Source organism: Corynebacterium sp. H128 (assembly GCF_037482625.1).
GTDB lineage: Bacteria > Actinomycetota > Actinomycetes > Mycobacteriales > Mycobacteriaceae > Corynebacterium.
This window is the reverse complement of the sequence record NZ_JBBHKW010000005.1, coordinates 62,428-76,322: the sequence shown is the minus strand read 5'-3', so window position 1 is coordinate 76,322 and position 13,895 is coordinate 62,428. Positions and strand designations below refer to the sequence as shown.

Genomic DNA, 13,895 nt, shown 5'->3' with positions numbered 1-13,895 from the left:
CTCCTCTAGTTCAACGGTGCCGACTTGTTTCAGCACCTCTCCCAGAACCTAACGTGCCAAACCACTTCACAACACCGGTACGACGGCCAACTAAGTCACAACCTCGCTTTGGTAGCTTTTTTGCTACTAAGAACTTGCCAGCTGGCAGCTATTAATTTCACATACAAAAGCAAATATTACAAAACCGTAACAACACCCCGAAAGGGGGTGAATATTGTGACGTTTGATGTCAGTTAAACATACTCCAGCCACTCCAACCACAAGAAAACCACCCAACGCGGCGTGGGAGCCGTGCTGGATGGTTCTTTAGGACTAAGCTATTTGCACTTTTGCGCAATCAGCTTATTCACAGTCGCCGGATCAGCCTTACCTCGGGTGGCTTTCATAACCGCACCAACGATGGCGCCGCCAGCCTTCGCATTGCCGCCCTTAATCTTCTCAACGATGTCAGGGTTCGCAGCAAGTGCCTCATCAACAGCCTTTTCGATGGCACCATCATCCTGCATGACCTCTAGGCCACGCTTCGCGACGACCTCATCGACATCGCCTTCGCCGGCGAGCACGCCGTCGATAGCCTGTCGGCCCAGTTTATTGGTGAGCTTGCCGTCCTTAATGAGCGCAACAACCCGAGCCACCTGCGCTGGCGTGATCGAAAGCTGCTCGAGCTCCACCTCGGCTTCTTTGGCCTTTTGTGCAAGATAAGAGACCCACCAGGAACGTGCTTCGTCAGCGGTTGTGCCCGCCTCCACGGTGTCAATGATCAGCTCAAGGGCACCCGCATTCACCAAGTCACGCATCTCGGCGTCGGAAAGCTGCCATTCCTTCTGAATACGAGCCTTACGCACCCATGGCAGTTCGGGCAGCGTGGCACGAATTTCCTCGACCCATTCCCGTGGTGCAATGACCGGTGGCAGATCCGGGTCGTTGAAGTAGCGATAGTCCTCCGCGGTCTCCTTCACGCGGCCGGAGGTCGTGGTCCCATCAGTTTCCTGGTAGTGACGAGTTTCCTGAATGATCTCCTCGCCGTTCTCGATGGCTGCTGCCTGACGCTGCATCTCGAAGCGGACAGCCTGCTCCACAGACTTCAAAGAGTTGATGTTCTTGGTCTCCGTGCGGGTACCGAACTCAGTCGTGCCGACTGGGCGCAAGGAAAGGTTCGAGTCCACACGCATCGAGCCCTGGTCCATGCGGGCATCAGAAACGCCCAAGGCCTTCACCAGGTCTCTTAGCGCGGAAACATAAGCGCGAGCTACCTCTGGGGCGCGTGCCCCGGCTCCCTCGATTGGCTTGGTGACGATCTCAATCAGCGGCACACCAGCACGGTTGCAATCGACCAAGGAGGAGGTAGCGCCATGAATACGGCCACTGGTGCCACCGAGGTGCGTGAGCTTTCCGGTGTCTTCTTCCATGTGTGCACGTTCGATTTCAATGCGCCAGGTTTCGCCATCATCCAACACCACGTCGAGGTAACCGTCATAAGCGATTGGCTCGTCATACTGGGAGATCTGGTAGTTCTTCGGCTGGTCTGGGTAGAAATAGTTCTTGCGGGCAAACCGGGAAGACTCTGCGATGGAGCAGTTCAGGGCGAGGCCAATCTTGATGGCCCATTCGACGCCCTTTTCATTTACCACTGGCAGCGCGCCCGGCAGTCCCAGCGAAACCGGATCCACGTTCGTGTTGGGCTCCGCACCAAAGTATGCGGAGCTGGCGGAGAACATCTTGGTTTCCGTCGCCAATTCGACGTGAACTTCCATGCCCATTACCGGGTCGAACTTCTCTAGGACCTCGTCAAAGTCCATCAGATCATAAGCCACTGCAGTCATGCAGAACAGTCTACTAAGAACTCAGCAGCCGGGGCGCTTGGGGCTGCAACTAGCCGAACAAAGCGCGTGCAGTTTCATAACGCCGGAGCGGAACCTTCTTCAACGTGCCCACTGCTTCCTCGAGATCGATGAGTTCAATGTGCTCACCGTGCAACGCCACACACTTGCCACGCTCGCCACGGTGGGCAGCGCGTGCGGCCTGAACGCCATAGCGCGTTGCCAATACCCGGTCAAAGGCGGTTGGGGTGCCACCTCGCTGGATGTGCCCCAGCACGGTCGTGCGGACGTCGTGACCAAGACGCTGGTTAATTTCGTCGGCGATCACTTGGCCGATGCCGTTAAAGGTCTTATGCCCATACTGATCCTCAGAGCCCTCATCGAAGTCCATCGTGCCTTCTTCCGGCAGCGCGCCTTCTGCAACGACGATAATGCCGTATTTTTCGCCCATCTGGAAGCGACGCTCCATTTGCTTAGCAATCGCCTCGATGTTGAAGGGCACCTCGGGGATCACGATGTGGTGCGCACCGCCGGCCATTCCGGCATGCAGCGCAATCCAGCCGACGTGGCGCCCCATGACCTCCACGATCATCACGCGGTTGTGGGATTCTGCCGTGGTGTGGAGACGATCGATGGCGTCGGTAGCCACTGCAACTGCGGTGTCGAAACCAAAAGTGTAGTCGGTGCCGTTGACGTCATTATCGATGGTCTTTGGCACACCAATCACAGGGATACCATTGTCCGACAGCCACTTGGCGCCCTTGAGTGTGCCTTCACCACCGATGGCGATCAACGCGTCCACGCCGGCATCTTCTAGGTTGGCTTTGATGGTATCCAGGCCGGCCATGAACTTGTCCGGATGTAACCGACCGGTGCCCAATATGGTGCCGCCACGCAGCAGAATCTTGTCGATGTTGGCGTCGTCATACAACTGAACTCGGCGATCTTCCATGAGTCCGACCCAGCCGTCTTCATAGCCCACAACTGTAGAGCCAAACTCCGAAGAAGCAGTACGGACAATGCCGCGGATAACCGCGTTGAGGCCGGGGCAGTCGCCACCAGAGGTAAGAGTCGCAATTCGCATGAGCCCCATAGTAGTCAGCTCCCCCGCCGCTGTCTGGTTGAGTCCCTTAAGCCTTAAAGCGGGACACGCTCACAAAACCAAGGATTAGCACCACCATGGGGACAATCATCGCCAATCCCATGGCATTTGCCACACTAGTGTGCTGCACAAACACCTGCATAGCAGCACCGATAGCTGCCGAGCCCACCACTGCGCCAACTTGCCGCGAGGTGTTGTACACCCCAGAAGCAGCCCCCAGCAAAGCGACGTCCATGTCTCGCATCGTAGTGGCAGCGTTCGGCGACCACACACAAGCATTCCCCAGCCCCAGCAGGGCGGAACCCGCAAACATCCACCCCACTGGCACCGAATCCCGCATGATCAGCACCAGGCTCAGCATCGACGCGACCATCAACCCGAACCCCAGCATCGACAGCACGCGCGGGTGCAAACGATCCGCCAGCCGTCCCACGATTGGGGCGAAGAAACCCGAGAGCAAGGCCATCGGAACCAGCATCAGCCCTGCCCGCTCGGCAGACATTCCCCTGCCCTGTTGGAGATACATCATGATCGGCAGCATCGTTCCAGCCACCGCAAATCCCATGGTGAAGATGGAGAACGCACCGTGTGAAAAGTTCGAGTTGCTAAACAGCTGCAGTGGCACCAGCGGATGAGCCGCACGAGATTGCAGCCACACGAAGCCGAGCAGCAGCAAAAGACCCAGCACCAGCCCGAGCAGCAGCCACCACGCCCAGCCGAAATTCGGCCCCTCTTGCAGGGAGAACACCACAAGGAACATCGCAGGGATGATGGTGAGGACACTGAGGACGTCGATACGCGAGGCGGTGGCGTGCAGGTCAGGCACCCAAGCAAGCACCATCGCTATGCACAACACGCCCACGGGAACATTGAGGAAGAAGATCCACTGCCAGCCGACGGTGCCGACGATCAGACCGCCCAATACCGGACCGATCAGCGAGGCCAGGCCTGCCACTGCTCCCCATACTCCCATGGCTGCGCCGCGTTTCTCGCGCGGAAACACCCGGTTGATCACGCTCATTGACTGCGGGGTAAGCAAGGAGGCCCCTAGGCCCTGCACCAACCGCGCTAGGATGAGCAGCTCGATGGACGGAGCGAGGCCACAGGCCAAGGAGCTCACCGTAAATACCGCCATGCCGGCGACGTAAAGGTTTCGCTGCCCGAAGCGATCCCCGAGTCGGCCAGTCACCAGCAACGGAACGGCGTAGGCCAGCAGATAGATTGAGGTCACCCAGACCACACCGCCCAATCCTGCGCCCAGTTCCGCCTGCAGCGCCGGCGTCGCGACGGCCACAATCGTCTGATCCAGCAGGATCATGAAGAAGCCGGTGCACAACGCTGCCAACGCTTTCCAGGCGCCCCGCAGCTCGGATTGAGTCTGGTTCATTCGTACTACTCTGCAGGCACTGGCTCCTCCAGCGCAACATAGCGTGGCAGCACCTGCAAACCGCGCAGCAGCGCCCACCCGCCGGCGAGTACCCACAGCGCCGCGATAACCGCTGCTACCTGGTAAATGCTCGCACGCGCCAGGAAGAGGGTCGCCAGTGAGAGGCCGATGGGCGCGGCGAACAAATTGATCGCGCTAAACAGGGAGAACGCCCGGCCGCGCACGCTTTCCGCGATATTCTCCGTCACCAACACCATCTGCAGTGGGCCGATGAGGCCGATCGATAGACCTCCCAGCACCATCCCGATCAGCACGGCAGCGGTGTGCTGGAGAAATCCGAGTCCCAGGAACCCACCGGTGATCAACAGCATGCTGGTGGTCCAGAGCCGGCGTCGATAAGCAGCGCCGACCACCGCAACCAGGCCGCCGCCCGCAATCATCCCTACCGCATAGGCCGACAGAGAAATGCCCAGTAGCGCCGGCTGAGCGACCTTCTGGAAGTGTGCTGGCAGGAGCACGCTGAGATAGGGGCTGATCAGTGCCGTGGAGACAAACATCACCACCACCAGCAACCGGACTGGGGCGCTACTGAGCACAGAGCGCCAGGCGCGGACCCCACTGAGCTGATCTGCTGTGGGGTCCGCGGAGCGAGCGCGCAGGCGCAGCATGGCGGTAAGAGCGGCCGCAAGCAAGGAGCATGCGGCAGTGATCCATAGCACGGCCTCGATCGGCAACACTTGCATCAGAAAGCCCGCGACCGCCGGACCGAGCAAGAACATCACGCCCATGACGGATTGGTTCGCGCCGGAAATCTTCTCCACGCTCATCCCAGAAGTGACAGAAACGTCCCCGACCAGCGCTGCGCGCGCCGCCATGCCGGGAACATCGCCAACGGCGCCGAGAATGCCGATGGCGATAAACCACCACAGATCAAGACCTAAGGATTGGCCCACCATAATCAAGGCGATGACGGAGAGTCCGCTAATGATGTCCGAAATGATGCTCATCCGCTGTCGGCCCACGCTGTCAATCAGGTGCCCTCCCAGCACGGCAACTGCAATAGCAGGCAGGGCTATACATGTAGCCACCAATCCGGCGGCGGCGGGGTCCCCGGTGCGTTCGAGCACCAGCCACGGCCACACGATATTGGCCACGGCGTTACCGAACATGGAGGTACCGGCACTCGCCAGGTAAATGGCCACAGCTTGGTTGCCCTTTGCGCTCACAAAAATGAGACTACATTGGGGGCCATGGAATTCAAGACGAAGGACGCAACAGACGTCAACACTGCATCGATTATCGCCACCGGACTCATCGGCGGCTGGATCACCGCCCGCGAAACCGGCATCCGGCCTCTCGGTGGCGTGGTGCTCGCGGCCGCTGGAATCTGGGCAGGCCGCTCCTGGCTCGCCAAGCAGGGGCCAGTAACCACCGCAGCACTCACCGCCACCTACCTTGGGGCTTTCGGGGCATCCCATCCCCTAGCAAAGAAGATCGGCGCCTGGCCAGCCGTCCTACTGGTGACGACGGTAGCCTCAGGCGCCGCGTGCGTGCTCTCTGATATCCGCTAGAAGGTAGCTGTATCGATGACGAAGCGGAACTGGACGTCGCCAGCGACCACGCGGTCATAAGCCTTATCGACGTCCTGCACCGCGATCTTCTCGATCACCGCGCCAAACCCATGCTCCGCACAGAAATCGAGCATTTCCTGGGTCTCCCGGATGCCACCGATGTTGGAGCCGGTGAGCACCTTGCTCCCCATGATCAGTGAACCGAAGCTCAGCGCTTGCTTCTCGGGAGGCAAGCCGACCACAGCCATCACGCCACGTGGCTTGAGCAGCTTTAGATAAGCATCGAGATCAATGTCAGCGCTAATCGTGTTCAGAATGAAGTCGAATTCGCCGCGGTGCTCCTGGAAGAAGCCCTCCTCGGTTGTGGCTAGAGTGCGCACCGCGCCGAGCTCCTTGGCTTTCTCGGCCTTCTTGAGGCTGCGGCTCAACACGGTTACTTCGGCGCCTTTTGCAGCGGCGATCTGCACGCCCATGTGGCCGAGGCCGCCGAGTCCCAAAACGGCCACCTGTTGCCCTGCTTCCACCTTCCAGGCGGCCAGCGGCGAATAGGTGGTAATGCCCGCGCACAGCAGTGGCGCGGCGACATCAAAGTCTAGTTCCTCCGGGATGCGGCATAAGAACCTCTCATTGACCACCACTTTCTGGGCATAGCCACCCTGGGTGATGGTGCCATCGACGTCCTCGGAATTGTAAGTTCCCACGGCACCGTTTAGGCAGTTGTTCTCATAGCCTGCCTGGCATTGCTCGCATTCGCCACAGGAGTTGACCAGGCAGCCGACGCCAACCCGGTCGCCTACCTGCCACTTGCTAACCTTCTCGCCGACCTGGGACACCACACCTGCGATCTCATGACCCACAGTGAGCGGGAAGTGCGCCTCGCCCCACTCGTTGCGGATGGTGTGGATATCGGAGTGGCAGATCCCGGCGGCTTTGATGTCGATCACGACGTCATCCTCGCGAGGATCACGGCGCTGAATCGTAGCTACCTGAAATGGCGCCTCAGGGCTGGTCTTCTGGAGGACTTTGGTCTCAATAGTCATGGGGGCCAGTGTAGGTTTTCACACTCCGAGCTGCATAAATGCATTTGTTTTCAATTGGCGTGTTGGCTTCAGCGCAAACACCGAACCACAAATGCCGAACTTCCCTGGTCATCGTTAATGAAAACGACTGACATCCAGGGAAGTTCGGCAAAAGGGGTTCACGCAAACCCCAAAACGCAACTACGCGCGCCCAGCCTCAAACGCTGCGCCAACTCGGTACAGACGGTCATCGGCAAAAGCTGGTGCCATGATCTGCAGACCAGTCGGCAAGCCAGTATCCGAAGCTAAACCGGCAGGCAGGGACATGCCACACAGTCCAGCGAGGTTCAGCGGCAGGGTACATAGGTCGAAGTTGTACATCGCCATCGGATCGGAGACCTTTTCGCCCAGTTTGAAGGCGGTGGTTGGCGTGGTTGGTGAAACCAGTACGTCGCACTTTTCGTAGGCCGCAGCAAAGTCCTGCGCAATCAGCGTACGCACGCGCTGTGCCTGGATGTAGTAGGCGTCGTAGTAACCCACAGAGAGCGCGTAGGTGCCCAGGATGATGCGGCGCTTCACCTCAGGACCAAAACCCTCCGCGCGCGAAAGTGCCATGACTTCGTCCGCGGAGCGGGTGCCGTCGTCGCCAACACGCAGGCCGTAACGCATGCCGTCGAAACGCGCGAGGTTTGAGGACACTTCGCACGGCAGGATCAGGTAGTAGGCGGCGAGGGCGTCGTCGAAGTGCGGGCAGTCCACTTCCACTACCTCTGCGCCCTGCTCTTGCAGCTGCTTGACGGCGGCGTGGAATTGCTCGAGCACGCCCGGCTGCCAGCCCTCGCGGTCGAATTGCTTGACCACGCCGATGCGTACGCCCTTGAGGTCGCCGTTAGCGCCTTCGCGGGCCGCTGCCGCCACAGGGGCGACTGCACGGTCAACGGAGGTGGCATCGAACTTGTCGTGGCCAGCGATGACCTCGTGCAATAGCGCGGTGTCAAGCACCGTACGGGCGGTGGGACCGGCCTGATCCAGGGAAGATGCACAAGCTACTAGGCCGTAGCGAGACACGGTGCCGTAGGTCGGCTTAACACCAACGGTGTTGGTCAGTGCGGCTGGCTGGCGGATGGAGCCGCCAGTGTCGGTGCCGATGGCCAATGGAGATTCGCCGGAGGCCAGCGCGGCGGAGGATCCACCACCGGAACCACCCGGGGTGCGCTCCAGATCCCACGGGTTCTTGGTGGGACCGTAGGCAGAGTTTTCGGTGGACGAGCCCATGGCGAATTCGTCCATGTTGGTCTTACCGAGGATCGGGATTCCCGCCTCGCGGATCTTACGAGTGACGGTAGCGTCGTAAGGGCTGATGTAGCCATCGAGCATCTTGGAGGCACACGTGGTGGGCGCGTCGGTAGTGGTCAGCACGTCTTTTAGCGCCAGCGGCACACCAGCGAGTGCAGATTGCACCTCACCGGCTGCAATGCGCTTATCGACGTCCGCAGCCGCGGCCAACGCAGCATCTGCACCCACATGCAAGAACGCATGCAGTTCACCATCGACTGCCGAGATGCGATCCAGGTGTGCCTGGGTTACCTCAACCGAGGAGACCTCGCGGGAGTGGATCTTATCCGCGAGCTGTGCCGCGGTCATGGTGGTCAGCTCGGAGGATCCTTCGCCACCAACTAGGTATTTGCTCATGTTCTTTACTCCCCCAAAATCTGTGGCACGACGAATCGCTGCTCGGCTACGTCTGGCGCTTGGTCAAGGGCCTGCTCTGCGGTGAGCGTCTTTTCTACGACGTCGGCACGCATGGTGGTTTCGATGTCGTGTGGGTGGCTCATTGGCTGGACTCCCTCGGCAGCAACTTTGCCGACTGCACTGACGTTGGCGATGATGCCATCGATTTGAGCTGCGTACATGTCCAGCTCTTCATCACTCAGGGCGAGTCGAGAAAGTTTTGCCAGGTGAGCGACCTCTTCGCGCGAAATTTCAGGCACGAGCGTAACTCCATTCAATTGGGCTTTAGTACTGCATTAAACGCTACCCGAAAAGTGTAGCCGACCGGGGCTGCAGGCTACCCCAGAGGGCAACATGGAACATTTGATAAGTGACGAGCGTTATAGTTGTAAAGCTGTGTTATCTATCCGCGAAAGGCGGCATCAGAAATGTCCTACCTCATTCGTGTCATGATTCCTGACATGCCAGGTAGCCTCGGCAAGCTGGCTGATGCAATGGGAACCATGGGCGGCAATATCGAGTCCGTGGATGTCGTGGAGGCGAACGGTGACCTGGTCACCGATGACATCGTCGTTTCCCTGCCCGCAGGTACCCTCCCGGACAGCATCATCACCGCAGCCCAGGCAATTCCGGGCGTCCAGGTCGATTCGATTCGCCCCTTCTCTGGCCGGGTGGATCGACGTGGACAGATTGAGATGCTCGCGACGGTCTCGCAACACCAGCGCAAACGCAATCAGGCCATGGCAGACTTTGTGGACGTGCTGCCACGAACCATGACTTCCGGCTGGGCAATTGTGTTGGAAAACGCGGAGCGGATGTCCCGGATCGCGGCATCCAGCGCAGCACCAGAAGATGACGGCACCAACCCACCGCACGCTGACGTTGCTACTGCGCGCATCCTTCGCGAGGAGGAGGACTGGGTTCCCGAATCCTGGCGGATGCTCGATGCGTCGCTGTGCGCCGCGCCCATCGGAAAGACCGACATGATGCTAGTAGTCGGTCGTCCCGGTGGCCCCGATTTCCTCGCCACTGAGGTCGAACAGGTCGGGATGCTGTGCAACATCGTCGGGTCGATCCTGAACTAGTCTGCGGAGCCGCTTTCCAGCAGCCGGGTGAATTCCGCCTCACTCAGAATTCTCAATCCTAGCTCGCGAGCCTTCGTTTCCTTGGAACCAGCGTTTTCCCCCACCACCACATAGTCCGTTTTCTTGGACACCGAACCGGATGACTTCCCGCCACGACTGACGATGGCCTCTTTTGCGGAGTCTCGGGAGTAGTTGTCCAGCGTGCCGGTCACCACGATCGTGAGGCCGGCGAGTACCTGCTCCGGCAGCTCACTGATCTCGTCTGCCATGCTCACGCCCGCGGCCTCCCAGCGAGCGACGATGTTGCGATGCCAATCCAGCTCAAACCATTCCTGGAAGGACTGGGCGATGATCATCCCGACCCCCTCAGTGGTAGCCAGCTCCGCGACCGAAGCTGCGCGCAGATTCTCCATCGAGGTATAACGCTTGGCCAGGGCGCGCGCGGCAGTCGGACCCACGTGGCGGATCGACAACGCAACGAGGACGCGCCACAGCTCCGTGTTCTTGGATTCCGCCAGGTTCTTCAGCAGCTTCTTTCCCGAGGCGTTCACCGCCCCAGCTTTGGTGGTGTACACGCTGGTCTTCTTCAGATCCTCCTCCGTGAGGTCGAAGAGGCCAGCTTCGTCGATAAGCACGCCGGAGCGGATCAGGTCGTGAGCCCCTTTCTCCCCGAGCGCCTCAATGTCGAAGGCACCGCGGCCTGCCAAGTACGTCAACCGCGCCCCGAGCTGGCCCGGGCAGGATTGAGTGTTGGGGCAGCGCCAGTCGGCGTCCCCTTCCTTGCTCGGCGCGAGCACCGCGTCACACTCGGGGCAGGTGCTTGGGAAGACGTACTCGGTCTCCGTGCCGTCCCGCTTCTCGACAATCGGCCCCAGCACCTCAGGAATGATTTCACCCGCTTTGCGGATCACCACCGTATCTCCGATCAACACTCCCTTGCGCTTAACCTCGCTCGGATTATGCAGCGTGGCCATGGAGACCGTCGAACCAGCCACCAGAACCGGATCCATCACTGCAAAGGGAGTGACCCGACCGGTGCGACCGACACCGACCTGAATATCGAGCAACTTGGTGGTGACTTCCTCCGGCGGGTATTTGTAGGCAATTGCCCAGCGGGGCGCGCGGGCGGTAGCGCCGAGTGCGCGTTGGGAGGCCAGATCATCGACTTTGACGACCAACCCATCCATTTCATGGCTCGCGTCGTGCCGGTGCTCCGCCCAGTACTTCACTTTCTTCAGCACCTCGGCTGGAGAACTCACTGCCTCGGTGTAGTCAGATACCGGCAGCCCCCAGGCTTTAAGAGCAACGTAGGCGTCGTGCTGGCTCTCCGGGGTGAAGCCTTCGAGGGCGCCGATGCCGTGACAGATCATGCGCAAGCGGCGCTTCTTCACATCTGCGGGGTTCTTTTGGCGCAGGGAGCCGGCGGCCGCGTTGCGAGGGTTAGCGAAGGGCTTGCCGCCTTCTTCAATGCGCTGCGCGTTCACATCCGAGAAGTCCGCCACAGCGATGAATACCTCGCCGCGCACCTCCAGGAGTTCAGGGATGGGATATTCCGACGTTTCAGTGAGTTGCGCCGGAATGTCCTCGATAACGCGGGCATTTTCCGTTACGTCTTCGCCGACTCTGCCGTCGCCACGCGTTGCGGCGCGCTCGAAGCGGCCCGCGCGGTAGACGAGGTCGATGGAGAGGCCGTCGATTTTCAGCTCGGTGAGATAACGCTTGGCAGGGGTGCGCGCGAGCCAATCGGAGAGCTCGGCTTCGTCAAAAACGTTATCCAGGCTCATCATCCGCTCGAGATGCGCCACGTTTGCGAAGCTGCTACTCGCTGCAGCCGGGGCGCCTACCTCCATGGTTGGGGATTCTGGCACCGCCAGCTCAGGGTGCGCAGCCTCTAGTTGTTGCAGCTGCTGGAAGAGGGCGTCGAAGTCGGCGTCGGGAATTGCGGGCGTGTCGTTGTAATACAGGTCGCGGTGCCGACGCACCTCGCCTGCAAGTTCGTCCCAGCGCCGCCGCAGTTCCGCATTATTCTCAGTCACGGCTGTCTATGATACTTCCGCTTCGAACGCTTGGGGGCACCCCATGTCCGGTGGCAACGTCTAAAGTCAACATCATGAACTCCTTTAGTCCACAGCGCATGCTCTCCTTTGACCTGGAAACCACCGCAGCCAACCCTTTCGAGGCGCGCATCGTGACCTCGGCTTTGGTCCGAATTGAGGGGAAAGAGGTCACCGCGCAGGAACACCTGGCGGATCCGGGCGTGGAAATTCCTGAGGGCGCGCAGCGCGTGCACGGCATCACCACGGAACACGCCCGCGAACATGGTCGACCTCACGAGGATGTACTCAGCGACACCATCGCTGCGATCGAGCAGGGTTGGTCGGATGGGCTGACGCTGATCGTTTTCAACGCTTCCTATGACCTCACCGTCTTGGGACAGCTACGTCCCGGTTTTGTGGTTAGCGGTCCCGTTTATGATCCTTATGTCATCGACAAAGTGAAGGACCCCTACCGCCGGGGCAAGCGCACCCTCACCGATTTGTGCCAGCTTTACGACGTCAAATTGGGCAACGCGCACGAGGCCACCTCCGATGCGCTCGCAGCTGCTCGCATCGCGTGGAAACAGGTTCACCAGTGGCCTGAGCTTGGCACTCTGCCTTGGGAGGAACTGATGGAGTTCCAGGCCGTGGGCTATTACAAGGCTCAAGACAGCTTCAAGCGCTATCTGGAAGGCAAGGGTGAGGACGCCAGTTCGGTGAACCTCTCCTGGCCCATGCAAAGCTAATCACCCACGTTCCAATTGATTAGCTTTACCTTTCCGTGCAGGCCAGTCCATATCATAACCTATTCCTATCCTGATTAAACACACCCAAAGGGTGAAACTCTTGCCGGGCCATGGGAAGGCGGGCATAATGGCTATCAAGTTCGAAGCACACACTTCGACTGGCACACAAAACACTAATCCAGGAGGATTTCACATGGCACTGATGACCATTGGCGATAAGTTCCCAGAGTTCAAGCTCACCGCACTCAAGGGTGGCGACCTCCACGAGGTCAACGCCGCACAGCCTGAGGATTACTTCGAAGAGGTTTCCCTCGATTCCTACCCCGGCAAGTGGAAGGTAATCTTCTTCTACCCGAAGGACTTCACCTTCGTGTGCCCAACCGAGATCGCTGCCTTTGGCAAGCTGGACGAAGAGTTCCAGGACCGCGACACCCAGGTCCTCGGCGGCTCCATCGATAACGAGTTCGCACACTTCAACTGGCGCGCAACCCACCCAGAACTCAAGACCGTTCCGTTCCCAATGTTCTCCGACATCAAGCACGAGCTCATCAAGGAACTCGGCGTCGAGAATGCCAACGGCGTTGCAGACCGCGCGACCTACATCGTTGACCCAGACGGCATCATCCAGTTTGTCTCCGTGACCCCAGATGCAGTCGGCCGCAACGTAGACGAGGTCCTCCGCGTCCTCGACGCACTGCAGTCCGAAGAGGTTTGCGCTTGCAACTGGCAGGCAAACGACCCAACCAAGAACATCGACAAGTTCGCCGAAGTACAGGAAGCCCTGAAGTAAGGTCTTCCCTTCTACCCCGCCTGCCCACCCGTTGGCGGCGGGGTTCACTTTTACCTAAAAGGAGTCAAATATGTCTATCGATAACCTGAAGAACGCCCTGCCCGAGTACGCCAAGGACCAGAAGCTGAACATCGGTTCCCTTGCCCGTTCCACCGAGCTGAACGAAGAACAGCTCTGGGGCGCACTCGTTGCGGCAGCTGCTGCAACCAAAAACGAGACCGTGATCTCCGAGATCGTCGATGAGGCCAAGGGACACCTTTCCGAAGCAGCCCTCGAGTCCGCTTTCGGCGCCGCTACCGTCATGGCAATGAACAATGTTGCGTACCGCTCCCGCCACATGCTGGGTGAGGATTACACCAACGTCAAAATGGGCCTGCGCATGAACATCATCTCCAACCCAGGCGTGGAGAAGGCCAACTTCGAACTGTGGTCCATCACCGTGTCCGCAATGAACGGCTGCGAGGCCTGCCTCGTTTCCCACGCCGAGACCGTGAAGGCTGAAGGCCTCACCAAGGAGCAGGTCTGGGAGGCCGTCAAGATCGGCGCCGTTGTCAACGCAGTGGCACAGGCAATCCAGATCCAGGACGCTCGCTAAGCACGGCCCTTAC

Annotated in this window: 13 protein-coding genes; 5 read left to right on the top strand and 8 right to left on the bottom strand. The window is 59.7% G+C overall.

The window, feature by feature from the left end:
- Positions 1–317 precede the first annotated feature (317 nt).
- The 4 genes from gatB to WG915_RS06110 are packed head-to-tail and all read right to left on the bottom strand — an operon-like array spanning position 318 to position 5,535.
- Positions 318–1,823, bottom strand: coding sequence for an Asp-tRNA(Asn)/Glu-tRNA(Gln) amidotransferase subunit GatB (gene gatB / locus WG915_RS06125; protein ID WP_339564497.1), 1,506 nt, complete (start codon positions 1,821–1,823; stop codon positions 318–320).
- A gap of 49 nt (positions 1,824–1,872) precedes the next feature.
- A complete protein-coding gene (locus WG915_RS06120) occupies positions 1,873–2,904 on the bottom strand; it encodes a 6-phosphofructokinase (RefSeq protein ID WP_339564496.1) in 1,032 nt (343 codons plus the stop codon).
- A 46-nt stretch (positions 2,905–2,950) separates the two neighbouring features.
- Positions 2,951–4,309, bottom strand: a complete 1,359-nt coding sequence (locus tag WG915_RS06115) for a DHA2 family efflux MFS transporter permease subunit (protein ID WP_339564495.1) — start codon at positions 4,307–4,309, stop codon at positions 2,951–2,953.
- A 5-nt stretch (positions 4,310–4,314) separates the two neighbouring features.
- Positions 4,315–5,535 carry an MFS transporter gene (locus WG915_RS06110; RefSeq protein WP_339564494.1) on the bottom strand — a complete coding sequence of 407 codons (1,221 nt, stop codon included), beginning with the start codon at positions 5,533–5,535 and terminating at the stop codon, positions 4,315–4,317.
- A gap of 24 nt (positions 5,536–5,559) precedes the next feature.
- On the opposite strand from WG915_RS06110, the gene WG915_RS06105 reads away from it, so the two are divergent.
- Positions 5,560–5,880 (top strand): hypothetical protein, encoded by a 321-nt coding sequence (locus tag WG915_RS06105; protein WP_339564493.1) that lies wholly within the window; start codon positions 5,560–5,562, stop codon positions 5,878–5,880.
- Here the strand turns inward: WG915_RS06105 and WG915_RS06100 are convergent.
- The 3 genes from WG915_RS06100 to gatC form a co-directional block, all read right to left on the bottom strand.
- Positions 5,877–6,920, bottom strand: coding sequence for an NAD(P)-dependent alcohol dehydrogenase (locus WG915_RS06100; protein WP_339564492.1), 1,044 nt, complete (start codon positions 6,918–6,920; stop codon positions 5,877–5,879). The genes WG915_RS06105 and WG915_RS06100 overlap by 4 nt on opposite strands.
- 180 nt (positions 6,921–7,100) lie before the next feature.
- Positions 7,101–8,591, bottom strand: coding sequence for an Asp-tRNA(Asn)/Glu-tRNA(Gln) amidotransferase subunit GatA (gene gatA / locus WG915_RS06095; protein WP_339564491.1), 1,491 nt, complete (start codon positions 8,589–8,591; stop codon positions 7,101–7,103).
- A gap of 5 nt (positions 8,592–8,596) precedes the next feature.
- A complete protein-coding gene (gene gatC / locus WG915_RS06090; RefSeq protein WP_339564490.1) occupies positions 8,597–8,890 on the bottom strand; it encodes an Asp-tRNA(Asn)/Glu-tRNA(Gln) amidotransferase subunit GatC in 294 nt (97 codons plus the stop codon).
- Between the two features lie 168 nt (positions 8,891–9,058).
- Between gatC and WG915_RS06085 the strand changes: the two genes are divergently transcribed.
- Positions 9,059–9,715, top strand: a complete 657-nt coding sequence (locus tag WG915_RS06085) for an amino acid-binding ACT domain protein (RefSeq protein ID WP_339564489.1) — start codon at positions 9,059–9,061, stop codon at positions 9,713–9,715.
- On the opposite strand, the gene ligA is transcribed toward WG915_RS06085, so the two are convergent.
- On the bottom strand, positions 9,712–11,751 hold the full coding sequence (gene ligA, locus WG915_RS06080) for an NAD-dependent DNA ligase LigA (protein WP_339564488.1): 2,040 nt from the start codon (positions 11,749–11,751) through the stop codon (positions 9,712–9,714). The genes WG915_RS06085 and ligA overlap by 4 nt on opposite strands.
- Positions 11,752–11,825: 74 nt before the next feature.
- Here ligA and WG915_RS06075 point away from each other — a divergent pair, with 74 nt between their 5' ends.
- The 3 genes from WG915_RS06075 to WG915_RS06065 all read left to right on the top strand — a co-directional run bounded on the left by WG915_RS06075 (position 11,826) and on the right by WG915_RS06065 (position 13,882).
- A complete protein-coding gene (locus WG915_RS06075; RefSeq protein ID WP_339564487.1) occupies positions 11,826–12,497 on the top strand; it encodes a 3'-5' exonuclease in 672 nt (223 codons plus the stop codon).
- A gap of 193 nt (positions 12,498–12,690) precedes the next feature.
- Positions 12,691–13,287, top strand: a complete 597-nt coding sequence (locus WG915_RS06070) for a peroxiredoxin (RefSeq protein WP_339564486.1) — start codon at positions 12,691–12,693, stop codon at positions 13,285–13,287.
- A gap of 70 nt (positions 13,288–13,357) precedes the next feature.
- Positions 13,358–13,882 carry a carboxymuconolactone decarboxylase family protein gene (locus WG915_RS06065; protein WP_339564485.1) on the top strand — a complete coding sequence of 175 codons (525 nt, stop codon included), beginning with the start codon at positions 13,358–13,360 and terminating at the stop codon, positions 13,880–13,882.
- Positions 13,883–13,895: the final 13 nt, after the last annotated feature.